Source organism: Aureispira sp. CCB-E (genome assembly GCF_031326345.1).
GTDB lineage: Bacteria > Bacteroidota > Bacteroidia > Chitinophagales > Saprospiraceae > Aureispira.
Map to the genome: position 1 here is coordinate 5514324 of NZ_CP133671.1, position 26029 is coordinate 5540352.

General features: G+C 35.7%; 23 protein-coding genes. 8 read left to right on the top strand and 15 right to left on the bottom strand.

Annotated features, from left to right (window positions below; translation table 11 throughout):
* Nucleotides 1-64 precede the first annotated feature (64 nt).
* The 5 genes from QP953_RS21550 (at nt 65) to QP953_RS21570 (ending at nt 4815) form a co-directional block, all read left to right on the top strand.
* Nucleotides 65-1033 carry a sulfurtransferase gene (locus tag QP953_RS21550; protein WP_309552929.1) on the top strand — a complete coding sequence of 323 codons (969 nt, stop codon included), beginning with the start codon at nt 65-67 and terminating at the stop codon, nt 1031-1033.
* A 209-nt stretch (nt 1034-1242) separates the two neighbouring features.
* Nucleotides 1243-2280: a sterol desaturase family protein gene (locus tag QP953_RS21555; RefSeq protein WP_052592386.1), complete on the top strand. Its 1038-nt coding sequence runs from the start codon at nt 1243-1245 to the stop codon at nt 2278-2280.
* A gap of 66 nt (nt 2281-2346) precedes the next feature.
* Nucleotides 2347-2736, top strand: a complete 390-nt coding sequence (locus QP953_RS21560; RefSeq protein ID WP_309552930.1) for a DUF1573 domain-containing protein — start codon at nt 2347-2349, stop codon at nt 2734-2736.
* A gap of 74 nt (nt 2737-2810) precedes the next feature.
* Nucleotides 2811-3635 carry a MoxR family ATPase gene (locus QP953_RS21565; protein ID WP_052592390.1) on the top strand — a complete coding sequence of 275 codons (825 nt, stop codon included), beginning with the start codon at nt 2811-2813 and terminating at the stop codon, nt 3633-3635.
* A 1-nt stretch (nt 3636) separates the two neighbouring features.
* Complete coding sequence (locus tag QP953_RS21570) at nt 3637-4815, top strand: VWA domain-containing protein (protein WP_309552931.1); 1179 nt, start codon at nt 3637-3639, stop codon at nt 4813-4815.
* 69 nt (nt 4816-4884) lie between these two features.
* On the opposite strand, the gene QP953_RS21575 is transcribed toward QP953_RS21570, so the two are convergent.
* Together QP953_RS21575 and QP953_RS21580 are read right to left on the bottom strand one after the other, a co-directional pair.
* On the bottom strand, nt 4885-5298 hold the full coding sequence (locus QP953_RS21575; RefSeq protein WP_052592394.1) for a hypothetical protein: 414 nt from the start codon (nt 5296-5298) through the stop codon (nt 4885-4887).
* A 130-nt stretch (nt 5299-5428) separates the two neighbouring features.
* Nucleotides 5429-6382: a nucleoside hydrolase gene (locus QP953_RS21580; protein ID WP_309552932.1), complete on the bottom strand. Its 954-nt coding sequence runs from the start codon at nt 6380-6382 to the stop codon at nt 5429-5431.
* A 477-nt stretch (nt 6383-6859) separates the two neighbouring features.
* Here QP953_RS21580 and QP953_RS21585 point away from each other — a divergent pair, with 477 nt between their 5' ends.
* Together QP953_RS21585 and QP953_RS21590 are read left to right on the top strand one after the other, a co-directional pair.
* A complete protein-coding gene (locus QP953_RS21585) occupies nt 6860-7342 on the top strand; it encodes a hypothetical protein (protein WP_052592398.1) in 483 nt (160 codons plus the stop codon).
* A gap of 256 nt (nt 7343-7598) precedes the next feature.
* Nucleotides 7599-8210 (top strand): hypothetical protein, encoded by a 612-nt coding sequence (locus tag QP953_RS21590; RefSeq protein WP_309552933.1) that lies wholly within the window; start codon nt 7599-7601, stop codon nt 8208-8210.
* A gap of 76 nt (nt 8211-8286) precedes the next feature.
* On the opposite strand, the gene QP953_RS21595 is transcribed toward QP953_RS21590, so the two are convergent.
* The 13 genes from QP953_RS21595 to QP953_RS21655 all read right to left on the bottom strand — a co-directional run bounded on the left by QP953_RS21595 (nt 8287) and on the right by QP953_RS21655 (nt 23675).
* Nucleotides 8287-9093 carry a chromophore lyase CpcT/CpeT gene (locus tag QP953_RS21595; protein ID WP_052592402.1) on the bottom strand — a complete coding sequence of 269 codons (807 nt, stop codon included), beginning with the start codon at nt 9091-9093 and terminating at the stop codon, nt 8287-8289.
* A gap of 161 nt (nt 9094-9254) precedes the next feature.
* Nucleotides 9255-11492, bottom strand: a complete 2238-nt coding sequence (locus tag QP953_RS21600) for a SulP family inorganic anion transporter (RefSeq protein WP_309552934.1) — start codon at nt 11490-11492, stop codon at nt 9255-9257.
* 97 nt (nt 11493-11589) lie between these two features.
* Entirely contained in the window at nt 11590-12015 is a 426-nt protein-coding gene (locus QP953_RS21605; protein ID WP_309552935.1) for an ATP-binding protein, read from the bottom strand.
* Nucleotides 12016-12018: 3 nt separating this feature from the next.
* Nucleotides 12019-12849, bottom strand: a complete 831-nt coding sequence (locus QP953_RS21610; RefSeq protein ID WP_081909433.1) for a PP2C family protein-serine/threonine phosphatase — start codon at nt 12847-12849, stop codon at nt 12019-12021.
* Nucleotides 12850-12902: 53 nt separating this feature from the next.
* On the bottom strand, nt 12903-13235 hold the full coding sequence (locus QP953_RS21615; protein WP_052592410.1) for an STAS domain-containing protein: 333 nt from the start codon (nt 13233-13235) through the stop codon (nt 12903-12905).
* Nucleotides 13236-13245: 10 nt separating this feature from the next.
* Nucleotides 13246-14097: a protein-glutamate O-methyltransferase CheR gene (locus QP953_RS21620; protein WP_052592412.1), complete on the bottom strand. Its 852-nt coding sequence runs from the start codon at nt 14095-14097 to the stop codon at nt 13246-13248.
* Nucleotides 14098-14340: 243 nt separating this feature from the next.
* Entirely contained in the window at nt 14341-14949 is a 609-nt protein-coding gene (locus QP953_RS21625; protein WP_052592414.1) for a chemotaxis protein CheC, read from the bottom strand.
* Between the two features lie 22 nt (nt 14950-14971).
* The gene (locus QP953_RS21630; protein ID WP_309552936.1) at nt 14972-16771 is read right to left on the bottom strand and encodes a chemotaxis protein CheA; all 1800 of its coding nucleotides are present in this window, start codon (nt 16769-16771) and stop codon (nt 14972-14974) included.
* 91 nt (nt 16772-16862) lie between these two features.
* Nucleotides 16863-17906: a chemotaxis response regulator protein-glutamate methylesterase gene (locus tag QP953_RS21635; RefSeq protein ID WP_052592418.1), complete on the bottom strand. Its 1044-nt coding sequence runs from the start codon at nt 17904-17906 to the stop codon at nt 16863-16865.
* A gap of 11 nt (nt 17907-17917) precedes the next feature.
* Nucleotides 17918-18286 (bottom strand): response regulator, encoded by a 369-nt coding sequence (locus QP953_RS21640; protein WP_052592420.1) that lies wholly within the window; start codon nt 18284-18286, stop codon nt 17918-17920.
* Nucleotides 18287-18358: 72 nt separating this feature from the next.
* Nucleotides 18359-18892 (bottom strand): chemotaxis protein CheW, encoded by a 534-nt coding sequence (locus QP953_RS21645; RefSeq protein ID WP_309552937.1) that lies wholly within the window; start codon nt 18890-18892, stop codon nt 18359-18361.
* Between the two features lie 32 nt (nt 18893-18924).
* On the bottom strand, nt 18925-21288 hold the full coding sequence (locus tag QP953_RS21650) for a methyl-accepting chemotaxis protein (RefSeq protein ID WP_309552938.1): 2364 nt from the start codon (nt 21286-21288) through the stop codon (nt 18925-18927).
* A gap of 629 nt (nt 21289-21917) precedes the next feature.
* Nucleotides 21918-23675 carry a PAS domain S-box protein gene (locus QP953_RS21655; RefSeq protein WP_309552939.1) on the bottom strand — a complete coding sequence of 586 codons (1758 nt, stop codon included), beginning with the start codon at nt 23673-23675 and terminating at the stop codon, nt 21918-21920.
* Nucleotides 23676-24362: 687 nt separating this feature from the next.
* On the opposite strand from QP953_RS21655, the gene QP953_RS21660 reads away from it, so the two are divergent.
* On the top strand, nt 24363-25589 hold the full coding sequence (locus tag QP953_RS21660; RefSeq protein WP_309552940.1) for a pyridoxal phosphate-dependent aminotransferase: 1227 nt from the start codon (nt 24363-24365) through the stop codon (nt 25587-25589).
* Nucleotides 25590-26029: the final 440 nt, after the last annotated feature.

A 26029-nucleotide genomic window follows, 5' to 3' on the forward strand; every position in this document is an offset into this window, starting at 1 on the left:
AAAACTAAGCTTGCGCCCTCATGAGCGTAGCGAACTAATCAACGAACTACTAAAATTAATACCAATGACCAAATTTAATTGTAAATGTTGTTTGGTGGTGGCATGGGTTGCTGTTCTGTTCTCTTGTACTTCTCCTGCCGAAAAAAAGACAGCAACAGAGCTGCCCATCCCTATCACAGATAGTACAACAGTAGTAGAAACAACTTATTCCCTAAATCAAAATATCATCAACTATCAACAACTTGCTACATGGCAAAAAGATACAACGACATCTGTTGTTATTATAGATGTACGACCAGATAGTTTATATCAAAAAGGACACATTAAAGGTGCCGTGCAACTCTGGAGACCCGATATTGAAAGTGTTCATTACCCGTACAAAGGAATGATGCTAGAAAAAGAAGATGTAGAGGCACTTATGGGGACATTGGGAGCGACAGCAGATAGTAAAATCGTTCTTTATGATGATAATGGCAATGTAGATGCTGCTCGTTTGTGGTGGATATTGACCACTTATGGTCACCTCAATAGTTATTTGTTAAATGGAGGCATTCAAAATGCTTCCAAAATGTTTGTCTCCCAAGCTTCAACCTCTCTTATTCCTCAGGTATTCCATTTTTCGTCTAGCGAACAACCCCACTTAAAAGCAACTAAGCAAGATCTTCTTCATGCTTTAACGGATACCAATACGCTCATCCTTGACTGTCGTACTACAGAAGAATTTATTGGCAAAATAATAAAGAAAAATGCTTTTCGAGCAGGGCATATTCCTCAAGCCATACACCTCAATTATACCCATACGATTGCTTACGAAAACAAATATTGCTTTAAAAGCAACAAAGACTTAGCAAAACTGTTTAAACATATCTCAAAGCATAAAAAAATTATCGTTTACTGCCAATCTGGCGTTCGGTCGGCACATACTACTTTTGTATTATACAAACTGTTAGGCTTTCCTAATGTTGCTAACTATGATGGCTCTTGGATAGAATGGAGTTATGACCAAACATTACCGATCGCAAAAGAGGTATGAGTTTTTTATATGTCGATAGTAGAGCCTTATTAATTTCAATTAGAAGAAGTAAGTAATCGTTCAAAAAAATAATCCCATTGTTTGTTCTTATTTTTTCTGACCTCTTACTTACTATGATTGAAAAATGACAAATTCTTTAACTTATTTTCGTTACTTTTAAGCATCATTTTTTGTCTAATGATGTGTTTGATCATATTAACACCAATACCATGAGTGACTATTTACAAATACTTAAAGAAGCCTATGCTAGTTACTACCATTTTTTAGTCAGTGAAATAACACTAAGTTATGACTATAAACCTTTGTGGCAAAACTACTTTTATCTTTTAATTCTAATATCGCTCGTTTTTTTTGGGTTAGAATTGCTGACACCTTGGCGCAAAAATCAGCCTAAATTCAGAAAGGATTTTTGGTTAGATGCCTTCTATATGTTTTTCAACTTCTTTATTTTTTCTTTAATTATTTTTCATGCAGCATCTGATGTTGTCGTTAATTTATTTACCGATGCATTGGCAGCTATTGGTATTAATAATTTAGTAGCAATAGAAGTCCAAGCCATGCCTATTTGGGCTCATTTGGTCTTAGGCTTTTTTGTCCGTGATTTTGTTCAATGGTGGGTCCATCGACTTTTGCATAGAAGTTCTTTTTTATGGGAGTTTCACAAAGTTCATCATTCAGTGGAACAAATGGGTTTTGCCGCCCACTTGCGCTATCACTGGATGGAAAATGTTGTTTACAAAACACTAGAATATCTTCCCTTAGCTTTGATAGGTATTGGCTTAAATGATTTTTTTATCATTCATATTTTCACACTCATTGTAGGACATTACAACCACGCTAATGCTAAGTTTCCTGAATGGGTCAAAGGCATTGGTTTTGGCACCCTTATAGGACTCTTTGCTGCTTTTTTTGCTTTTGAAGCAACAGGCTTGGGCATTCTTCTAATTGTAGGTATTTCGGCAGGTCTTGGATTTATCCTTAGTCCTGTTATCAAATATATTTTTAACAGTCCCGAAATGCACATTTGGCACCACGCTTACGACTTGCCAGCAGATAAGCCCTATGGGGTCAATTTTGGATTGACATTGAGTTGTTGGGATTATATCTTTGGCACCAATCATATCCCCTATTCAGGTCGTGACATTCGCTTAGGTTTTCCAGGTGTAGAGGAATTTCCAGAACGTTTTGACGAACAATTAGTACATGGTTGCTTGCCTACGCACAAGACCACTCAAACAAACTCCTAAATCTTGATTATTTTTAGCCGATCAATCATAATTGCTACTACATCGCTTCAACGAATTATTGAATCAATGAAATTACTTTTACTTTGTTTTTTGCTCTTTTCCTTCCAGTACACGCTTGCTCAAAATATAGAGTTGGCTGAAATGGATATTAATGACGAGGGATACACCCTGCTAGATTTTGGTATTCTCAAAGCGAAAAAAATCACTAAAAGAACCTTGATTTTAATAAACACAGGCGATCAAGATTTGGTAATTTCTAAATTGGAAGAGGGCTGCCATTGTACGACAATTAAAATCAAAAAAAAGGTACTCAAACCTAATGAACAAACTAAAATCTGCCTCAAGTGGCGTCCTATTGATGATAGCGAATTCAATTCTAGTGTCATGATTCATAGTAATGCTAAAAACTACCCTCAATTATGGATACAAATGGAAGGTAATGTAGAACAAGATTAGTCCTTATCAAGACTCCTTTTAAAACTAAAATACTATCTTCGTGTTTTATATTTAACAACTAGTCATCCATTCACATGAAATTTACAGGAACTGACCATTATATAGCCTCCAAAGATTTGCAATTAGCCGTTAATGCTTCCATTGCTATGGAGAAACCGTTATTAATTAAAGGAGAACCAGGAACAGGAAAAACATTATTGGCACACGAAATTGCTAAAGGATTGAATAAACAACTCTTTACTTGGCACATCAAATCGACTACCAAAGCACAACAAGGTTTGTACGACTATGATGCCGTGTCTAGGTTGAGGGATTCTCAATTGGGAGACGAAAAAGTACATGACATTTCCAACTACATTATCAAAGGAAAACTATGGGAGGCTTTTGAAGCAGACGAGCGAGTTGTTTTATTAATTGACGAAATCGACAAGGCGGATATTGAGTTCCCCAACGACTTACTACTAGAGTTGGATAAAATGGAGTTCTTCTGCTATGAACTCAACAAGACCATTAAAGCCAAGCATCGCCCAATTGTTATTATCTCATCGAATAACGAAAAAGAACTGCCAGATGCTTTTTTAAGACGTTGTTTTTTCCATTATATCTCCTTTCCTGATCGAGCTACTTTGAGTCAAATCATTGAGGTACACTATCCCAATTTGGAACAGCGTTTGGTTCACGAAGCAATGGAGCAATTCTATGCCATCCGAAACATCCGAGGTTTAAAAAAGAAACCGTCTACGAGTGAGTTATTGGATTGGATTAAGTTGTTAATGGTTGGCAACATTAATGCAGATGGTTTAAAAGAAGCACAACAACAAGGTCGTATTCCATTGGTTGGGGCTATCATTAAAAATGAACAAGACTTGGCATTGTTAAAACATTTGCAAAAAAATTAAGATGTTTTTAGATTTTTTCTTACTCCTAAAACATCAAGGCATTCCTGTTAGTTTGGTGGAGTACTTGTCCTTATTAGAAGCCCTCAATAAAGGTGTTATAAAAAAAAGTGTTGACGAGTTTTATTACTTGTGCCGCATTTCTCTTGTTAAAAATGAAAAGCATTTAGACGATTTTGATCGACTATTTGGATTATATTTTAAAGGTATTGAAACAATTACAGATGAAGCGTTATTCGAAATCCCTGAAAACTGGCTTACGCAAAACGGAGAACGATTGTTCTCCCAAGAAGAAATGGACAAAATCAAAGCCATGGGTGGACTCCAAAAATTGCTTGAGCGCATCCAAGAGCTTTTCAAAGAACAAAACGAACGACACCAAGGAGGAAACAAATGGATAGGTACTGGTGGTACTTCTCCTTTTGGGGCTTATGGTTATAACCCAGAAGGCATTCGTATTGGTCAACACGAATCTAGGCATCGTCGTGCGGTCAAGGTTTGGGACAAACGCAATTTTGAAAATCTCAAAGACGATGTAGAGTTAGAGACTCGAAATATGAAACTGGCATTAAAACGCTTGCGCAAAATTACCCGTGAGGGAACAGAGGAAGAATTAGACCTGCAACAAACCATCAAAAAAACTTCTGAAAATGCGGGAATGCTGGAGCTAAAAATGTTGCCCAAAAAGAAAAATACGGTTAAAGTTTTGCTGTTATTAGATATTGGAGGTTCTATGGATGACCATATTGAACTTTGTTCGCAGCTTTTTTCGGCGGCTAAATATGAATTCAAAAATCTAGAATTCTATTATTTTCATAATTGTGTTTACGAAATGCTATGGAAAGATAGTACTCGGCGTTGGGGAGAATACATTTCTACCTATGATGTTCTCAACAAATATAATAGTGACTACAAAGTCATTTTTGTAGGTGATGCGGCTATGTCTCCTTATGAAATTATGATGAAGCATGGCAGTGTAGAACATTATAATGAAGAAGCAGGAATTGTATGGCTCGATCGTTTTAAACAAAAATTCAAAAACTTGGTCTGGTTAAATCCGTTGCCTCAAAACGAATGGCAATGGACTCGCTCTATTCAAATGCTTCAAGAATTCACTGAGCAAAAAATGTTTCCTCTGACCATTCGTGGGATTGGAGAAGCTGTGGATGCTCTAAAAGATTAAAAATTGCTACGTTGTGTCAATGCGTTGTACTACTATTTTTTGAGGAAGCTAAAGACAAGTATTGATCACTTATAAATGGCGATCAATAATACCTTCCTCCATCAAAACAATCATCAAAATAGGGGCAGGAATATCGCCATCCCAATTGTACAAAATATCGCCTTCTACTTCCTCGCCCATCCTCAACAAACCATTGGGCCAGTTGCAAATGACATTATTAGAGGGCGAACTACCTTCTACTAATTTATTGTTGTGAAAGTTGTAAATAATATCGCCCGATTTCTGGTTGCCAACACGCAGATTTGTTCCATCCCAATTGTACAATACTTTATTGAACTGCGAATTCCCTTCTCGAATGGCAGCACCGTCAAAATTATACGCTACTTCTCCATACGGAGCGTTTCCAATAATTAGCTTTTTCCCATTCCAATTGTAGATGACTTTGGCTGTATCGGCACTACCTTTTTTTATTTTAGGATTCATCTTTATTTTTTTAATTTCTTGATGTCTGAGTACTCAGGTTACTTTACTAAGTGCTTTTCTATCTCTTATAATTCATCGTTACCCCATCACTTTGTTCCTGCCTTTGGACTAAAAAACACTAAAATCTAGTTTAGGGAATTGCCAAGAAGTCTGCTTTAAATTGAGTAAAAAGGTATTTATAAAACACTTCTTTATCAACATCTACAGCAATTTTCACTCGTCTACTATTGGGAGAATTGCTCAACAATGTCTGCCCTGCATTAGGAGGGCGAACCACAACTTCTGCTTGAACGTCTTCTACTACAAAATAATGCTCTAAGGCAACATAACTTGTTGCTAGAATATCCCACATATAATAAATATAGTGATAACTTGGGATATTATCGACTGTCAAGGCCCAAAATTGTGCCGCCAAGTTGGAAAGTTCATACTTAGCTTGTTTCGCCAACTTGGATAAAAAAGCCTTGTCAACAGGAACATGATTGGTAACATCCAGCGGAATTAAAATCAATGGTAATTCTAATTCAAAAAGCTTTTGTGCGTGAATGGGATCCCAATAAACATTCCACTCGGCAGTGCCATTGTGTTGGTAGGTTTGAACATTTCCAGGCGTTCTAAACGCTCCCCCCATCCAAATAACTTCTTTAATTTTTGTTGCTATGCTAGGTTTTTGCTCTATTGCCAAAACAAGATTGGAACAAGGACCTGTCATAATAATTTTAACAGGTGCTTCTGCTGCCTCTAAACTCGCAATCATCAAATCAACTGCCGTTGGTAAACTATAAGGATCTGGTGAGGGAGGTAAATTGATTAGCATAGGCAATGAATTAACAATCTCTGGTCTAGCCCTCCATTCACTAGGAAAAGCATTGACTCCATTAAACGTTCCTCTACCAATAGGGATGTGTTCTTTTTGAGTCATTTGCAACAACTTGTAGGTAGACTCTATGGCCGGCTCCAAAAAGCAATCTGCTGGAGTTACAGTAATCCCAATTAGTTCAATATTAGGCATTGTTAGTAAGAGTAAGACAGACAATAAATCATCTATACCACCATCATGATCCATCAATACAAGTTCCTTCATCTAGTTTTTTTCTTAACGTTTTAGCATTTTTTGACCTCAACTCAATGAATTGCAAGCAGATTGGTCTTATTTCGCCTCTAAAATCAAAAAAAATCAGAACTATTCAGACTATTTGAAACATTTTCTTTTATAAAGAGTATATTGTTGTGGTTTATAGTTTATTAAAAATATAATAAAACCTAACCTCTTAATACCATTACTTCGTAAAAAAAATTATATCAACTTGATTATCAACAAACCACGAAGTAGTAGCGCAGCTAAGTGCTATAATACAACACCCTATTTTTAAACTATATCAAATCAACAATCCGTATAATTCCATACTTTTTTGTGCCAATCATTACGATAAATAGTACAACCATTTAACATTATTCTGTTGAAACCACACAGTAGCAGCGAACCAAGCTCACGAAGTAAATCGTATCAGTTTAATGTTTACCTAATTAATTCACTTTTTAAACTCTAAACACTTTAATTATGTCTAAACTATTTTCAATCACTTTACTAATTTTAGCATTTTCTCTTTTAAACTCTCAATCCGCAGAAGCCCGTAGAGGGGGTGGATTCTTTAGCTTTGGAGGAGAAGCAATGGCTAAAGTCCAAGACTTTCCTGACACAGAACAATTTCAGATGGACGATGGTACTTATGTTGATGCAGGTTGTATTTACAAACAAGTGACTATTCTCTTTATTCCTGTTTGGAATTATGACATTCGTTGGTGTGGCTATACAGGTGAGGACGATAGTTATGTGATGATGACAAAAGAAGAATTGGACGTTCTTGCAAAGGAGGCTGATATTACCTTACCAGAATCGCCATCCCTATCTTTTTGGCACTCTATCGGAGGTAAATTACTTTTTATCGTTGTAATTGGAGGACTTATTGCCTATGGCATTTTTTCTTCAGATGATGAAGAGGAAGAAGAAGCTCCTAAAACAGAAGAAAAACCTGTGGAGTAAGTTTAAGAGCCTGTTTAAAATTTAGGCTCTAATTACAAACAGATATAGATACTTGCCTCATCAGCTATAAAGTTGATGAGGTTTTTTATTTAGATTTTTCTTAACAATTTCTTTCCCATCCTATTTTAAAATCATCCCGTTTTCTAAATCAAATTACCAAGAGCTTGTTTTAAAATGCGCATTGTACAAACTAGCAAACTATTAATTTTTTTGACAACCAATAGTTTCTATCACCAAAAAATTTAAACTACAAAAAATGAAAAACGCAATATTTTTAATGCTCCTATCTATAAGTTTATTTTCTTTTCACAATGCCAAAGCGCAAGTTTATGTAAAAAAGGGAGATCTAAAAGCTTTATTGAGTGACCAAAGCACCATTGGTGTTCGTTTTACGTATAACAATATGTCTGTTGGAAAATTTGGCTCTGAAGAGAACTACGTATTACAAAAAGTAAATCGATACGACAATATGAAATTGGGCAGGGGAAAAATTTGGCACAAAGCATGGATTAATGACAGGTTCTGTCATTTTCAACCAGAATTTTTGCATTGGCTTACCAAACGTACCGCAAAAACTCAACTTCAATTCTTGGACAATACCGATGAGACAAAGTACACCATGGTCGTTAATACCGATTATGTAGATTTAGGATTTAATGCTCTAATTATAAGAAAAAGAGCACAAATTCATACTACCATTAAAATTGTTGAAACGGCTACTAATAAGGAAGTTGCTGTCTTAAAAGTAGCAGCACAAAGCCCTCGGTTTATTTATAGTTATGATGAAATTTTCTCTAAAATTAGAGTAGGTCAGGCTTACAAAGAAGCTGGCAAAAAAATAGGAAAGTATTTAGCTAGACTATTATAAACTTCCTTTACCTACCCCAATTAAAAATGCTCCATCAAAGTAATATTGATGGAGCATTTTAGGCAAAGATAAACTCTTAGTTTTCTGTTAACAGATGCCCCATTTCATCTTCTTTCAAACGTTTAAATTCTAAGCCATTTTTAGCACTTTTTTTCAAATGCTCTTTGCTAGAGTTATAGAAGTGGAACCACATGAGGTATTTAGAATCGCTTAATTCAAATTCTAGATCAACATAACGTGCAGGACCTTCAGCTGTCAACATCTCACAATTAATTTCTTTTGGTGGTACGGTCTTAAATGTACCAGGCTTGTCTTCTTGGTGTGCAATGATCAAATCACAGCCATCTCCTCTAACCAAATCTTTTTTGATATTCAAGTCAGGGAACTTGGCGTGTTTCCATGCATTGACATATTTCTTAGGGTTTTTGAGATAGTATACCTCCATTCTAAAGGAATCTCGTGTTACTTGAACATACTGCTCTACCCGTTGATCCATTGGAGCATCTATTAATTTTGGAGAGAAAAACTCCAAATATACCCAAAATTCTCCTGGTCGATCTTTCAGAATAGGCATCACAATAAACTCTTGTTGCGGTTCTGTTGTTGTACCTGCTGCTACTTGGTCTCTATTGCTAAAATGTCCAATAACTTGGTATTTTAAACGATCAAATTTGTTATAAATTTCCGAAATTTCTTCGGCGGATTTAATGTCTTTTAAATAAGGCAAAATATGCTTTTTGTTTCGTTTTCTTTTTTGCCCATAAGAAGTTGTTGTTGCTCCTAAGCAAAAGAGCGCAACTAAACCCAAAACCCAAAATTGTACTTTCCCTAATTGATAACGATTAGAAAAACTGTTTTTTTGACTTAGTCGATAATGATTCATAATGCTATTTTTTATTCATAAATAAATATATCTCTCTCAGGGGCAAGAGATGTTATTGTTCAAGATATTACTACTCAAGCAGCTCAAAAATCATCCTACTAAGAAAAAGTAGGTATTTTGTCTTGCTCAAGTCCCAAGCACTCAAAAGACTCAGCAATGGATTACAGCATTGCTTCTAAATCTAATGGCTGTGCTTTCCAACTTTCTAGCAATATCTCTGCCAATTCGTTACTAAATGTATGCATCCGAGTCATTGCTGAAGGAGTAGCAAAACGCATTTCCTTAAAAATCAACAACATAGTACCATTGCATTCCATATGATAATATGGGTTGCTATTCAAATATTCAACCAATGGTTGGTTAAAAAATTTGCGTATGGCTGCGGGGTCTGCACCTTCTAGCAAAAACTTTTCTGAGAAATCAGGATACTCTTCCATATTAATATCCTCTTCTCTTAAGGCTAATTTCACGCCAATTTTATCTAAAAGTGCTTCTCGTTGCAATACAAACTTGGGAGCATTAAATGGGAGGTGTAAAATAGACACACTTGTATAACGTTCTTGGTTAGAGAAAACGCCTCCTTCCTCAAAGGTAATATCACAAGTCTGCCATTCAAAAAACATCTTATAGTTTCCTTTCGCTGTATTAAAGGTATATTCTATAGTTCTGCTTTTAAAAAATTCAAAGTCTTTTAATTGTTGAAAATCCCAACGAACCTCAGGCCAAAATTCTCCATTATTTTCTTCTGACAATGTCTTTAAGGCTATTTGACGTTGGTTTAACTGTGGTTTTTTATCACTAGGTAGTATTCTAGTTGCATTAGGATGACGGGAATAAGCATCGTGTGCTCCTAGACCAACCAATTCGAAATTAATATTATCAGGCAAATCATAGCGGGGGGCATCATCGTGCAAATACTCTAACACAGTATAATCTATCAGACGAGCATGAGACATATCTACAATGATATGCTTTTCCGTTTTGGCACTGACCTTCAATACTTTTTTCAATTTGGGAATATTGACAAAATTCACAATTCCCTCTAGTTTAACATAAAGTTCGTGTGTATTTTCAGTACGTGTTGTTTGAATAGAAGGTTGCGTTAGGTAATCTATAAATTTCTTAAGTTTTAAGTTTGACTTGGCATAGTGATTAAATACTGTTGTCACAATTCCGATAAACAAACCTGCCAATAATCCATAGACTAAGGTGGCAAAAAAAGTAGTAAAGAAAATCAAAAATTGATCGTCTCCTTTTCTATAAGTATCCACCCAAAGTTTGGGTGTTGCCAATTTGTATCCTGTATAAATCAATAATACCGCCAATGCTGCTAAAGGAATCCAACGAATAATTGGAGCACAAATTAGAACAAACAGTGCTAGTATAATTCCATAGTAAAGATTGGACCATTTTGTCTTTGCTCCATTATAAACAGGAATTGCTGTAATAACGGGCAAACCACCGATACATCCAGCAGCAATAGAACTTAATCCTGTTGCAATCAACTCTTTATTCAAATTCGTGTTGCGTTCCAAAGGATCTAATTTATCGACTGCTCTGGCACTTGCCAAAGTTTCAATAGCTGAAACAGCTAAAATACTCAAAGCAACCGACCAAAACTCCCATTGGTCAATTTTTGCAAAACTAGGAAAGACGAGGTACTGTTTTATATCTAATGGAATATCGACCAAATACGTTGGCCCTACAGGGTAAGCCGTGTTAAAAAACGGTACATAATGCGTCTCAAAAAAGTTAAAATAGTAAACAATTGGAATTGTAAATAAAACGATCCAAATCGGTGTTGGTACCCTTTGCATCATTTTTATACTCATCTGCTTGTGCACAAATAGTGTAATGGCTGCAACAAGGCTAATGATTAAGATAATTGGATTCAACTTCCAAAAACTCTCTTTGATCATAGAAAAGCTCTCATAAGCACTCTCACTTTCTAGCGAGACACCAAATACCAAATGAACCTGAGTAACAATAATTGTAAATCCTACAGCCGCCAGCATTCCGTTAATTGCTGCGGTTGGAATAATATCTCCTCGCTCACCTAATCGAAGCATTCCGAACAACAATTGCCCTATACCTGCAACAATAGTTGCCCCTAATAGAGATTGAAATCCAATCAAAGATTCCCCATCGCCTAGTGCTATTCCGCCAGACAACATCACTGCAATTAATCCCGCCGAAGGTCCATTAATTGTAATATGGCTCCCACGGAAGAAAGTTGCAACAATGCCCCCTACAACAGCAGATAGAACGCCTGCCATTGGTGGCACTCCAGATGCGACAGCAATGCCGAGCGCAATAGGTAGAACGACCAATGCTAAACCAAAGGCCGCAGTGACATCTTCTTTAAAATATTGTTGTATTGTTCCTAACTTCTTTGTCATTTATTTTATCCTTTGCTATTTAAATAGCCTAGTCTTTTGTACACTACAACCAATAGAACGGGAACTTTTTCTATTGTTGAGCATCCTTATTTATTTTCTAACAATTGTTTTTAATCATTGAGGTGATGTTTAAATTCACCTGTCTCTTATAACTGTATTCATCCATCAATTTCTTCACCAAAAGAATACCCAAGCCACCTACTTCACGATCTTCTAGGGGGATAGATAGATCTGGTTCAGGTGTATCAAAAGGATTAAAAGGTATTCCTGCATCGGTCAATTGAATAATTAATTTTCCAGTTGTGAACAGCTCTATTGAAATATCAATCTCGTGTTCGTCATCATCGGGAAAGCTGTACTTAACTATATTGGATAACAGTTCGTCTAACACAATATTTACCTTTACCATAATTGTTTCAGGAATATCATACTGTATCGCAAAAGTTTCAAACGCACTAATTGCACGTTGCACTTCCTCTATGGTGTTTTTAATAATAATTTTTTTTGAATGTATCTCCCCCATTGTTTATTCTTTTATTTCAACACACAAAGCGGTTATATCGTCAAATTGTTCTTCTCCTCGTTCGAATAGTAATATATCCATGACCAATCGCTCTACTGTATCCTTTACATTTTTGAAAGGTCGCTCTAAGGATTGGCACAACCGAGTTTCTGAAAACAATTCTAAAGCACTGTTATGTGCTTCGGTAATTCCATCGGTATACGCAAAAATCACATCTCCCACCGACAAGGAGATGGTTGATTCTCCATACGTTATATCTTCCATTGCAGCCACTACAGGACCATGCAAGGTGGACAACTTTATCAAGTTGCCTTCTTTTTGGCGAATAAAAGTAGGGTTGTGCCCTGCATTTGTATACACCATTTCTTTTTTTGCTAAGTCAATAATTCCCATAAAAACAGTCGTAAACATGTAATTAGGGTTATTGGTCGCCATTTCTTGGTTCACATGACTCATAATACTTGCAGTAGAAAAATCTGTTGCTGCTCTAGACTTTAACAAAGCCTTGCCAACAGCCATCATAAACCCAGCAGCTACTCCTTTTCCTGACACATCTCCTACTACAATTCCTAAATGAGTATCATCTAACAAATAATAGTCATAAAAATCGCCACCAACCTCTCTTGCCGAGATTAGTTTTGCATACAGTTCAAAATCTTTTCGTCCTCCAAAATCAGGGTGGCTCATTGGCACCATATTCAGTTGAATGTCTTTGGCTAGATTTAGTTCCGCTTCCATTCGAACCTTTTCTTCCTTCAGTAGTACAATTTCCTGCTCCTTTTGAGCCAAGATATTGTTTACCTCATCAGATTTATTTGCTTCTTTTCCCATCATTCAATTTATATTGTCAGGACTTGATTGTTATAATGATTTACCAAAACACCGTTTTAGTTAAAATTAGTCACGGCTTCGTCCAACGTTTTCTTTACATCCAAAATTTGACTAAACCCTGAAATGTCCAAAATTTCTTGGACAACGTTATTCGCATTACAAATTCTAAACAACCCACCCGATGCTTTTAACTTTTTGGCTGTACCCAAAAAAACACGCAAGCCTGCACTACTCACAAAAGCCGTTTGTTCAAGATTAAAAATAATTTTTTGATTATTTTCCAAATACTTGTTTACTTCTATCTCTGCTTTGGGGGCTGTTCCTGTATCTAGTTGACCGATAAAATCTAAAATCAACATATCGTCTTTCGTTGTACTTACAATATCCATTTCTTAAGTATTAAGTATTATTTTTATAATTCAAATTCTTCCTATAAATTCTAGTTGCTGCACAATATAAGGTAAACATTTCTTTAGATTGATATGGAAGCATGTCATAATAACCTATTATAAAAAACCCATCATCATCTAATGCATCATAAAAAAGCTTTAACACCTTCATTTTTAAAACACTATCAAAATATAGCATTACATTTCTACAAAAAATAATTTTAAAAGTTTCTTGCATTTCGTCCTGTACTAGGTTGTGCCGCTGAAATCTAATATGTTTTTTTAGTTGATTCACAACTCGAAAACTACGCTCCTCTTTAGAAAAATAACGTTCTACATCCCCTTTTGGATTGTATAAAGCATAAGATTTGGCACATTTGTTCCAAATGATATTGCTATAGCTGCCTTCTATTGCTTGGGCAAGTGCTTTAGCACTCAAATCTGTTGCCAGTACTTTTGACTTGTGCAACATAAAGTGCTCTTTTAAAACAATCGCCATAGTATAAATCTCCTCTCCTGTCGAACAACCCGCATGCCAGATAGTTAGTTCATCTTGATAACCAATTTTTTTGAGGACATCTGTTTTCAATTTTTGCCACAAATCGTAGTTTCTAAAAAACTCTGTCAAATTAACCAGCAACTCATCTATATAACTTACTATTAAGGACTTGTCTCTTAGCATTTGCCCCCATAAACCCAACATAGAATCTAAGTCTTTTTTAGCAATTAATCGAACAAGTCCTCTTTTTAGTGACTTTTGCTCGTAACTCGTAAAGTCTAATCCAAAACGAGTTTTTACTGCTGTTGTAAAAGCATTTAATTCCTCATCGGTTATCTGTAGTCGTTTAGGGTGTTCTGCCATATCAAATCTGCAATTCTCTTATAATTCTATTGTATTTAATTCTAGTAGTTCGTTGATTACCTACGGTGCTACTTCGTGGTAGCTCCCTGCGGTCGTGAGATCGCTATCGCTTAGTTGTTTACTTTTTCACCCAAAAAGACAAAAAAGCACATTTATATTAATTTGATAATCAAAATTTTAACACAAAACGCAACAAATCCACAACTTGTTGATTATCAACTGCGCAGCACTCCCGAAATAAATCTATTGTCCTTGAGCACTAAGTTGTTTGATATCATTGATAAAAGGCTCATTCATAAACCATAAAAACATAGGACTAAACGACTTACCTTTAGCCGAAAAATTGGTTTTAAAATTGATCACATGAGATTGGTTGTTCAAGCGTCTCTGTATAAATACTTCAAAAGTACTTGGATCAATATGACTCAATTGAGGTACCGAACCGTGCATTTTTCGTTTCAGTAAATTAGCAAACTGAGTAATAACCGCTGCTGCAATGATATTATCAACCTCTAACAAGATAGCATCTTTCATAGATTCAAATAGCACGGGATCTTTAATTACTTCAGGAGGCAAAGCAGCCTTTTGTAACATCTCTGCTTCCTCTTCTGTAAATACCAAACAACAAAATCCCTCTAATTCTCCAACCACCTCTGTTGTCAACAAATAAGCATTTCCAGTACACCTTAATTTTAAAGGCGTTTTATCTGCAATTCCTAAGTTGTTCACTCCAATCTGCTCAACGACGATGGGTTCTTTCATAAAGAAAGAAAGTGTCTCTGCGGCACTACTCAATCCTTGGTTAATAATAGCTTCAGCAGTTTGCATTTCTGCGTTGTTAAAAACTTCCATATTATTTTGTTGTCTTGTCTTTTTATCCTAATGCTGCGATGTTGGTACCAATTCGTTTTTCTCTAAATAAATGTGAAAGAATACTAACAATATCTAGTACCAAACACATTCTCCCTGTTCCTAGTATTGTCACTCCACTAAATAGAGCAACTTTGTCAATAGGTGGAGGCAATTTTTTCTCTACAATTTCTTTCTGTTGCATCAACTTATCTACCACTAGCCCAACCATTCGATGATTGTAGCTAACAATGACGATATCCAAGTTTGGATTTCCCTCTATTTCATCAAAGCGTTTGTACAAACTTCCTTTCTCTTCTATTTCCTTCATGGTTTCCATTTCAAACAAATCTTGCAAAAAGACAATCGATATTGTCTTGCCCAAATAAGTAGAAATCAAACCTGTATTAATCTTATGTATTTCGTTTTTAGGCATCGAAATAACTGCTTCTGTATAAGCCAAAGCAATCGCAAATTCTTGTTGGTTCAACTGAAACAACAACGCTGCCTTTACAGCCATAGAAGAAGGCAAACCGAGTATAAACGTAGTCCCTTTGCCCAATTCCGTTTCAATCGAAATTTTTCCACCTATAGATTCTACTGCCATTCTAACCACATCCAATCCTACCCCACGTCCAGAGATTTCCGTAACTACTTCGGCATTTGAAAACCCAGGCTCAAATAAGCACAGTAAAATTTCCTCTTTGGAAATAATTGGAGCGTATTCTTTTGGAATCAAGCCTTTTTTTATCGCCTTCTGTTTAATTTTATCTACATCAATCCCGTACCCATCGTCACTAATTTCAATATAAACTGTATCCTTTTCATTTCTAGCCCTCAATGTCACCACACCTCGTTCAGGTTTTCCCAATTTGAGTCGCTCCTCTGGTGGTTCTATACCATGTCCAACAGAATTTCGAACCAAATGCACCAAGGAATCGCTCATTGTTTTTAACACATTACGGTCAATCTCACTCTCTGTCCCTTCCAGCACCAAATCTGCTTTTTTGTTTTCAATAACCGCTGCATCCCTCAATACTCGATGAAACTTATTAAACAAGAACCCAACTTGCACCAAGCGAACATCCATGACACTATATTGCAAATCAGATGTCAAGCGGTGTAAGCGTGCCAAATCACTATTAATCCCTTTTTCCTCCAGCCGTTGAGCAATTAAAGTATCCTTCTCAATAATCAACTCCCCGACAATATTTAGCAACTCATCCAATTTTCGAACAGGCACCTGGACCATATCCGATAGGATGATTTTATGTCCTGTCTGTTCCAACTCATCGGATTCATCCTCATCATCACCTTCTCCCTCTTCTGTTGCTCCTATTACTGCCGTACTATTCTCTGTATTTGTCTGCTCTTCTGTATTACTCTCTTCTTTATTTTCTGTCGTTTGAACGGTTGTGGATTCATTTTGAGTCTCGTAATACGCCTTTGCCTTTCGCAGGGCAACCTGTAATTTGGTACGAATTCCTTTATAACGAACAGTAGCACCTGTTTTTACAGCTTGAATTAATTCACCCAAGACATCGTTGGCTCTAAACAAAGATTGAAACAACATAGAATCTAAGCTCATGCGTCCCAACTTCACCTCATTAAAAATATCCTCCATTACATGGCTCAACTCAGCAATCGCATCAAACCCCATCCCCATGGCATTGCCTTTGAGCGTATGTGTTATTCTAAAAATGGCGTCAATAGCAGATCGGTTTTGGTTATTTTTTTCCAATTCCGTAAATAGTCGATTGAGTTCTTCATAACTCTCCTCGGCTTCTGCCAGAAACATTTCCTTATATTCCTCTTCTTTTGCCATTGTTAATAATTAACTAATCATTTGTTTTTTGATACACTAAAAGTCTCTCTTTGAGAGCAACACGATTCTTTCGAAACGATATGTTATTATTTTATGCCAAGCAACTGACCAAAAAGGCAGCAATTTCATCCAAGTGCACCACTTGCTTTACAGCTTGATTTTGAACCGCAGCTTTGGGCATTCCATAAACAATACATGATGCCTCACTCTGCGCAATTGTATAACTTCCAGCATCTTTCATTGCTTTCAAGCCAATCGCGCCATCTTTTCCCATCCCTGTCAATACTACCCCTATTGCTCTTTCTTGATAAGCTTTTGCTACAGAAAGCATCAAACCATCAACAGACGGATTGTTATAAGCCAAAAATTCTTGCTCTGTTTTTCCAAAAACGTACTTTTTTCCTCTTCGTTCTACGGTCAAATTTACATCTCCTGGTGCCAGATAAACATTTCCAGCCTCCAACACTTCTTTTTGCTCTGCCACTCGAACATTTAAAGGCGTCAATTGATTCAAACGATCTGCAAATGCTGGAACAAAATTAGCAGGCATATGCTGTGCAATAACAACTGGAATTGTCAAATTCTTAGGCAGTTGCGTCAGTATTTTTTCTAAAGATCGAGGTCCTCCAGTCGAAGCGCCTAAAACAATACAGTCATAAGAAGCTTTGCTATCGAACGAATGCTCGTGAATGTTTACAGGTGTAGGCTCGTCCCGCACCTCTTCCAAATCAACCGTACTCGCCACCTTTATTTTCTCTATTAAATCCTGTTTTACTTCATCCATATTAACCCGATTCTTAGCGGGTTTATTTAGGTAATCAATAGCTCCTAATTCTAGACCTTGCAGAATAGGATTCATATCAACATTACCAATAGAAGATAAAATAATAATAGGTGTAGGACAATGCTCCATAATTTCAACAACACCATAAATACCATCGTACTCTCCCATATTGACGTCCATTAAAACCACATCAGGCTTTAATTTTTGCGTCAACAAATAAGCTGTTTTGCCGTTATTAGCTTGTCCAATAACATGAATGTCAGGATCAGTATTAATAATATCGTTGATTAGGATACGCATTAGAGCAGAATCATCTGCCACCAGCACCCTAATCTGTTTTTTCTCGTTCACGATGCCTGAATTTATTCTTGCATTTCTTTATCAATAACCTCTAGCAAACTCTCTGTCGTAAAAGGCTTAACGATATAAGCAGCAGCACCCAAACTCATCCCCTCTTGTATTACAGAATCTTGCCCCACAGCACTAATCATAATGACTTTAGATGGAATATTTTCATCTTCTTTTAATACTCTCAAAATATCTGTACCAATCATATCTGGCAAGATATTATCCAAAGTGATTAAATCTGGAAGTAAATCCAAAGCCATATCAATTGCCGATTCTCCATTGGCAGCCTGTCCCACAACTTCGTACCCAGCTGCTGTCAAAGCAGAATTAATCATCGTCCGCATATACAGGGAGTCGTCTACAATTAAAACTCGTTTACCCATTTTGTTTTTTATTTATACTAAATTTATCACTTTTAAAATCTAAAAATTTGACCTTTTTGGGTACTTCTACCACTATGAATAAGAAGTTTTAACACCTTCTGATTCGATCAACTTAACCATATCAATCAAAATAATCATTCGATCTCCTACATTAACAACACCGACCAAACAACTTGCATCTAAAGAAGAATACTGAATCAAAGTAGAAGCTTTATCAATATCATCAACTTCAATCGTCAACGTATTGGGCACTTCCTTGACTAGAATTCCCACTTTGAAAGCCTCGTTCTCGACGACCAACGTATAATTTTGAGCTTCCTTAGCCTCCAAGCCATCTCCCAAGCCAAATTTTTGCTCCAAATCCATAATGGCGATGATATTGCCCCGAATATTGGCAACGCCCTTGATATAAGGAGGTGTTTGAGGCATTTTAGCCACACGAGGAGTCAAAACTACCTCTTTAATTTGGTCTATCGGAAGCCCATATTCTTCTCCAGCCAATTTAAAAATAATCAACTGCATTAACTCCGACTGTTCTTTGGCTTTTTGATGATTTTCTGCCTCCCGCTTCACATCATCTATAGTATATTCTGTTTTGTCAGACATCTATTCTATTTTTAATCCAAGAGGAAAAAAGATTATTGCAATTTAAACTTAGAAATGCTTTCTTGAAGTTGATTTGCTACATTAGCTAAGTCTTCGCTAGTAGCAGTTACTTCATTCATACCTTGACTTAGTACTTTACTAGAGCTAGCAACCTGCTCTGTTCCAGAAGCTGTTTCTTCTGCTACAACAACAATTTTTTCTATATTTTTAGCGGTAGCATGAATAGAATCTTTTTGACCTTCGGTAGCTTCCACAATTTCTTTGGACAAGTCCAATGTTTCGTGACTTGCTTTTTCTATACTTTCAAATACTGATTGGGCTTCTTTCGAAGCTTGCATTCCACTCTTTACATTTAGCTCCATGCTATCGATTGCTTTCGAAGCAACACTAATATCTTTTTGAATTTCGCGAATCACTTTTTCAATATCCACAGCTGATTTTTTCGAACCTTCTGCCAATTTTCTAATTTCTTCCGCTACCACGGCAAAACCACGTCCAGCATCACCAGCACGAGCCGCTTCGATGGCTGCATTTAATGCCAATAAGTTCGTTTGAGCAGCGATATCGGTGATAACACTCAAAGCACTAGCGATTTCTTCTGAACGTTCAGACAATATTTCGATAGAATCAGACGTACTGACCGCAGAGTCTTGAATTTCGTTCATACTATTAGCCACTAGCTTAATCGTAGACAAACCTTCCGAAGAGTTTTTCTGTCCTTCTAAAGCAGATTTGTTAATTAATCCAGCTTTCTTAGCCATAGTATCAACAGATTTTAGCACATTGTCCATCATTTTGCTTGCTTCGTCTGTTTGTTGTGCCTGCTGTTGGGCTCCTTCTGCCATTTGTTGAGTGGCGGAAGCTACTTCTTGAGTCGTATTCTTCATTTCCTCCCCTTTCACTAACATTTCCTCAGCGGAAGCAGCTACTAGGTTTCCTATTTGAGAAATTTGCCCCATCAAAACATTGATACTATCAATCGCAACGTTTAGTTCATCTCCTAAATTTTTGATATCACCTTCTATAAAAGAATCGAAACGTTCTGTCAAATCTCCTTTGGCAAGTGCACCTACAATATCACTAATTTCCATAATAGGCATAGCCACCGACTCTAACAATAAGTTAACAGAACTTGCCAGTTCTTTCCAGTCACCAGTTGCTTTACTTGCATCCAGTCGAGCATCTAATTTTCCTTCTTCTCCCGCTGATACAATAACCTTATTAATTTCATACAAAAATTGCTTCTGAGGAGTTATATCAGTAGCTATTTTAACTACTTTTTCAACCTCCCCTCTTTTATTTTTAACAGGAGCATAGATTGCTTGAATCCACAAGGGTTCTCCACTCTTTTTAAACCTCTTAAAATCAGCACTTTGACTTTCTCCTGCTCTTAAATCTTCCCAAAAACGCTTGTAATTTTCAGAATCAGCATAGCGCTGTTCCAAAAACACTTGATGATGCTCTCCTATCAAATTATCACTATCATCATACCCAAAGAGATGTAAGAAATTAGCATTGATATCTAATATTTTTCCATAAGGATCAAACTCAATTCGAGCAAAAGAACCATCTATAGCTGTTTTTAGATTCGCAGCTTTTAAGGCTTCTTCACGTTCCTCTGTGATATCGGTTGCAATTTTGATAATCCGAATAACAGAACCATCTCTACTTAATAATGGCGTATAAGAAGCTTGCACCCAAACAACATCACCATCTTTTGTTTTTCGCTGAAAAACACCGTGTTGTGCAATTCCATTTGCCAAATCCATCCAAAACTGTTCGTATTCATCAGACGATTTATATTCTGTTTCAACAAAAACTGAATGATGTCTACCTACTATCTCGCTAGGATCATCATACCTCATTATAGAGGCAAAATTAGTATTGACATCTAATATTGTTCCATCTCTGTCAAACTCGACTCTCCCAAAAGAACTATCAATCGTTTGTTGTAGTAAAGTTGTGTAATTATTTTCGTTTCCAGACATCATATTTTGGATTTGATTTTCATCGACTTGATTAATGTTATCTATTTTATGTGAAGATAGGACATCCTCTTTGGCTTCTAATACCAAATCTATAATATTTTCAACTAGATTACTATCTATATTAGATGCATCCAGTGCCATATCCAAATGACCTATAAAAGCGTTAAAGTGAGAAACTTGAATTTCTAGGTGAGCATGGGCTCGCTGGATTTGCTCCCCCATTTTATAAGTCTCTTCTACCAACAAAACTTCTAAAAAATTGACAATTTTTTCTTTTAGCCAATCAATATTTATTGCCTCAAAAAACGGAAGTAATTCGGTGTCGTTCAGGATACGTTCATACCAACGATCAACAACCTCTACTAATACCGATTTTCCTCCAATTTCCTCTAATAGTGTGTTTTCCATAGTTATGATAGAAGAAAAGCAACTGGTAAATCTATTCAATATGATGAAATGTCCTAAGTTTCACCATGTAAAAGAGAACCCCCGTTCTTTTAGAATAGACTATACCAGTCGCACTATTACATACAAATATATAATATATTATTTAAATACACAAAGAAAGACTTTATAATATCACAATGAATTATAAAAAGTCTTTAATTGACTAGTGCTCTACATTTAATTAAGTGGGAATATAATTGCCTTGTATTTTGTACAATAAAAATGTTTTAGTTATTAATTTAAGTAGGACTAAATATATAAAATATATGTTTATCAAATAATAACTACATATACAAGCTCAATCATTTTAAATATAAATAAAAAATATCGCATTCTACAACTTATCCCTATAAATTTAAGTGGGGATACCCAAACTTATTCTTAGCTTTCAAAAAGGTTTTCTAAGTCTGGAGGTACACAAGTAAAATAAATACCTTTTTTTTAAAATAAAAAAAGCAATTTTAAATCTTAATTTTTGCTGCATCACGCCCCCTATTATGAAGGTTTTTTATCAATAATTTGACCAACAATAAGCCAAAAAAAATCTAAAAACCATGTTAACCTAATGGTCTAACTATTAAGTAATAACCCTAGTTAATTTCTTGAAAACTCATTTCATAATGTGTCCCTTTTTGAGTCAAATTTCGTTTAATTTCGCCTCTAAGCTGTTTGGCTAAATTATGGATTAATTTAAGCCCTAAAGAGTTGGTTGTTTTGAAATTTACATCTCTAGAAAACCCCTTTCCATTATCGCCTATATACAGCACATAATTGGGGCGTTCTAAGGCTTCTAGACGAATATAAATAGCCCCTTTTTGATCTCCTTTTAAACCATACTTGAGTGCATTGGTAATAATTTCATTAATCAACAACCCAAGAGGTATAGCTGTATCAATATTTAGCTTTATGTTGTTGGCTTCTATAGTCCACTCAATACTATGATTCGCACCTTTCATTGACAAAATCAAATAGTGCATCAAAGCTTCCATGTATTGAGCATAACCTATGGTAAGAAAATCTTCAGACTGATACAAGGTTTCATGAATCATAGCCATCGTATTGATCCGATATTGACTCTGCTGAAAAAGCACTTTGGTTGCCTCTTCATTGATGGTATTGGCTTGCAAACTCAGAAGACTCGTAATAACTTGTAAGTTGTTCTTAACTCTGTGATGAATTTCTTTTAGAAGCGTCTCACGTTCCTTGATAATTGTTTTAAGTTTTTGAGCTGTTTCTTTTTCATTGGTAATATCCTTGCTGTGTGAAGCATAACCAATTGGTGTTCCTGCATTATCCTTAATTAACTGTACAGACAAAAAGGCTTCAAAGGTAGTTCCATCTTTCCGCAATTGACGAATTTCTCCTGCCCACATTCCTGTATCAAGAATGGCTTGAATAACGGCTTCTGTTGTATGGCTTTCTTGGCTATTAAATACATCCACACTTTTCCCAATCAATTCATCTCCTTCATAACCATACAATCGATTGGCAGCAGGGTTTATATACTGTACAATTCCTTCTAAATTAGCAAATGTAATGGCATCCCAATTTTGAGAAACAATGTTTTCAAAGACACTCAAATCTTTGAGCAATACCTCTTTCTCACCAATAATTTGCTTTAGCTTTTCTTTGGTTTCTTTTTCCTTTGAAATGTCCTTACTATGTGATACATATCCAGTTGGCACCCCCATACTATCCCGAATCAACTGTACAGACAAGAAAGCATTAAACAAGCTTTTGTCTTTTTTGACTTTGACCAATTCGCCCGACCAAAAACCTGTTGCTTGCACAATTTTACTAATTGCATCGGTTTGGTGTATTTCTTGATTGTTCAAAATAGAAACATGTCGACCAATCAATTCATTTTCATCATAACCATACAAACGATTGGTTGCTGGATTGATATATTGTATGACACCATCCAAATCTAAAAACTTGATGGAATCCCAGTTCTGAGAAACAATTCCTTCAAAAACACGCTTTTGAGACTTTAGCTCTACCTCTTGCGTACAGTCTCCTACAATCAAAAGCATATATTGCCCCCCATATTTGTCTTTATCATCTATTAGATTCAGGCGAACTCGATACCATCGCTTGCTGTTTTGGTCTGGCGAACTGTATATAATTTGATTGTTTTCTTTGGTTTCAAAAACAGCTTTTATTTTAGCAACAACATCTATTTTTAGACCATCTGGAAAAATCTCATCAATTGCTCTACCTAAAAATTCATCTGGAGGAATCCACAGCGAACGCTCATCTGCAACCCAATATTTTTTAAATATTAATTTTGAATCGATCAAAAACACGATATCATCTAAAGACTTTAGAATAGAGTTCAATTCTATCATAACATACATTTCTCATACAAACCTAAAGAAACAACTTCCTTCTAATTTCTAAAGGGGTTACCGAATACATAATATCTATACCGTAGTTTATCCAACCAAAATTAATCTCAGAACAATCACCATTGCCACAACAAGACAAACTACCCATAAAAAAGTAGTGACCAAAAATCACAAAAACTCAAAATAAAAAATAATCTTCAAGAACAAAGCATTTAGAGATAGTCGTCTGTATGCGTTTTTAATAATATAGATTTATTATAAATATAATAAATTTCAACTAGCATTTCCAATAATAAAATAAACTTTTAAAAATCAACTCAAAGCAAGTTTTAAAATATATTTGTTGGCAAAAAATAATAGCTCTTTGCTTCAATATCAAAAAGTCAACTTTTTTTCAAAGTATTCTTTTTTAGGTCTTTATTAATTATAATCTGCCTATTCTCCCTAATAGATTATTCAAAAGTATTGCAAATGAGTTCCACCATAGTATATGAACACAAACGAGTTAAGCATTTAGAACAAGGCATTACTGAGAGTACTTTAGCGGTTATTTTAGACACCTCTTAAAGTGAAACGTACAGTTTTATTGATAATTCTCTTTTTTAATTCACAATAATAAAAACCCTTTTGTACATTTGTATTTTAATTAGAAAATAAACTATTCTACATAAAAAAGTTTTTTGGATTATGCCAACAACATCAAACAGAGTAGCGAATACTCCTTCTTCTCCTATTCGCCGATTGGTTCCATATGCCGAAGCGGCAAAAAAAAGAGGCGTAGAGGTATTTCATCTTAACATTGGTCAACCAGATATTATAACTCCTCAAACGGGCGTGAATGCTCTACAAGAAGCTGACTTGGGAGTCATTGCCTATTCACATTCAGCTGGTCTTATCTCTTATAGAGAAAAGCTTGTTGAGTTTTATAGTCGATACGGAGTTACTGTTGATACAGAACAAATGATTGTAACCAACGGTGGGTCTGAAGCATTGTTATTTGCTATGCTTGCTTGTGCAGATGCAGGAGACGAAGTTATTGTTCCTGAACCTTTTTATGCGAATTACAATGGTTTTGCAAAAAGTTTAGATATCACTATTGTTCCAATTACCGCACACATCAAGGATGGTTTTGCATTGCCAGCAATGGAGGATTTTGAAAAGAAAATTAGTCCAAAAACCAAAGCCATTTTAATTTGTAACCCTAGCAATCCTACAGGTTATTTGTATTCTGTTGAAGAATTGGAAAAACTAAGAACCATCGTAAAAAAACACGATTTGTTTTTGATTGCAGATGAAGTGTATCGCGATTTTTGCTACGAAGGACAAAAGCATACTTCTATTTTGGCATTAGAAAACATGGAAAACCATGCTATTGTTATCGACTCAATATCGAAACGTTATAGTGCTTGTGGTGCTCGAATGGGTGTTGTTCTTTCAAAAAATGAGTCGTTTATGGTAGAAGCTATGAAATTAGCGCAAGCGCGCTTGAGCCCTTCTACTTTGGCTCAAATTCTAGCAGAAGGCTTGATAGATACCCCTCAAAGTTATTTTGGAGATCTAACCAAAGAATACGACCACCGTCGACAAACCGTCATCAATCGCTTACAAGCAATGGAGGGTGTTGTTTGTCCTAATCCTAAAGGTGCGTTTTATGCTTTTGTTAAATTCCCTGTCGATAATTGTGATAAATTCTGCCAATGGCTTTTAGAAGAGTTTGAACACAATGGCAAAACAATTATGATGGCTCCTGGAGCAGGTTTTTACAATACAGATGGATTGGGTGTACAAGAAGCTCGCATCGCTTATGTATTAAATTCTGACGATTTGAACACGGCAATGGATTGTTTGGAAGCAGCTTTGAAGGCATATCCAGGACGTTTGGAGACCAATAAAATCGAATTGGACGTCAACTAAAAATGATTTTTACAAGAGCAGGATACGTAGCCACGTGTGCTGCTTTTTTGTTTCTAAAACGATAATAACGTATTCGTATAACGTCAAACAACATGCAGTACTATCGTTTATTGGTGCAGTAGCAACAACAAGCAACTTTTGGGAATGCCTTGATTTTATGCTTGGCTTTTTTAATAAAAATTAAAATGTTTGGCTACTCATATACTTCATTTAAGAGATTCATTCGTTAAGATAGTGAAGTTTTTTAGGTATTAATTCACTTCTAGTCTTTAAACTTTTGTAAATTTACAGATAATGCTGCTTTTAAGCCGCTTTAAAAATACAAATAGCACTTAAAATCAGCGTATTATTTTATAAAGAACACCTAACTAAAATTTTGTGTATTAGTCATTGAGCATAATTAATATACAGAGAAGTTTTTTTTAAGAGGATGCTATTTA

Bases quoted from the DNA above. Each gene is read 5' to 3' on its own strand.
- QP953_RS21550 (WP_309552929.1), top strand. From the start codon at position 65: ATGACCAAATTTAATTGTAAATGTTGTTTGGTGGTGGCATGGGTTGCT.
- QP953_RS21555 (WP_052592386.1), top strand. From the start codon at position 1,243: ATGAGTGACTATTTACAAATACTTAAAGAAGCCTATGCTAGTTACTAC.
- QP953_RS21560 (WP_309552930.1), top strand. From the start codon at position 2,347: ATGAAATTACTTTTACTTTGTTTTTTGCTCTTTTCCTTCCAGTACACG.
- QP953_RS21565 (WP_052592390.1), top strand. From the start codon at position 2,811: ATGAAATTTACAGGAACTGACCATTATATAGCCTCCAAAGATTTGCAA.
- QP953_RS21570 (WP_309552931.1), top strand. From the start codon at position 3,637: ATGTTTTTAGATTTTTTCTTACTCCTAAAACATCAAGGCATTCCTGTT.
- QP953_RS21575 (WP_052592394.1), bottom strand. From the start codon at position 5,298: ATGAATCCTAAAATAAAAAAAGGTAGTGCCGATACAGCCAAAGTCATC.
- QP953_RS21580 (WP_309552932.1), bottom strand. From the start codon at position 6,382: ATGAAGGAACTTGTATTGATGGATCATGATGGTGGTATAGATGATTTA.
- QP953_RS21585 (WP_052592398.1), top strand. From the start codon at position 6,860: ATGTCTAAACTATTTTCAATCACTTTACTAATTTTAGCATTTTCTCTT.
- QP953_RS21590 (WP_309552933.1), top strand. From the start codon at position 7,599: ATGAAAAACGCAATATTTTTAATGCTCCTATCTATAAGTTTATTTTCT.
- QP953_RS21595 (WP_052592402.1), bottom strand. From the start codon at position 9,093: ATGAATCATTATCGACTAAGTCAAAAAAACAGTTTTTCTAATCGTTAT.
- QP953_RS21600 (WP_309552934.1), bottom strand. From the start codon at position 11,492: ATGACAAAGAAGTTAGGAACAATACAACAATATTTTAAAGAAGATGTC.
- QP953_RS21605 (WP_309552935.1), bottom strand. From the start codon at position 12,015: ATGGGGGAGATACATTCAAAAAAAATTATTATTAAAAACACCATAGAG.
- QP953_RS21610 (WP_081909433.1), bottom strand. From the start codon at position 12,849: ATGATGGGAAAAGAAGCAAATAAATCTGATGAGGTAAACAATATCTTG.
- QP953_RS21615 (WP_052592410.1), bottom strand. From the start codon at position 13,235: ATGGATATTGTAAGTACAACGAAAGACGATATGTTGATTTTAGATTTT.
- QP953_RS21620 (WP_052592412.1), bottom strand. From the start codon at position 14,097: ATGGCAGAACACCCTAAACGACTACAGATAACCGATGAGGAATTAAAT.
- QP953_RS21625 (WP_052592414.1), bottom strand. From the start codon at position 14,949: ATGGAAGTTTTTAACAACGCAGAAATGCAAACTGCTGAAGCTATTATT.
- QP953_RS21630 (WP_309552936.1), bottom strand. From the start codon at position 16,771: ATGGCAAAAGAAGAGGAATATAAGGAAATGTTTCTGGCAGAAGCCGAG.
- QP953_RS21640 (WP_052592420.1), bottom strand. From the start codon at position 18,286: ATGGGTAAACGAGTTTTAATTGTAGACGACTCCCTGTATATGCGGACG.
- QP953_RS21645 (WP_309552937.1), bottom strand. From the start codon at position 18,892: ATGTCTGACAAAACAGAATATACTATAGATGATGTGAAGCGGGAGGCA.
- QP953_RS21650 (WP_309552938.1), bottom strand. From the start codon at position 21,288: ATGGAAAACACACTATTAGAGGAAATTGGAGGAAAATCGGTATTAGTA.
- QP953_RS21655 (WP_309552939.1), bottom strand. From the start codon at position 23,675: ATGATAGAATTGAACTCTATTCTAAAGTCTTTAGATGATATCGTGTTT.
- QP953_RS21660 (WP_309552940.1), top strand. From the start codon at position 24,363: ATGCCAACAACATCAAACAGAGTAGCGAATACTCCTTCTTCTCCTATT.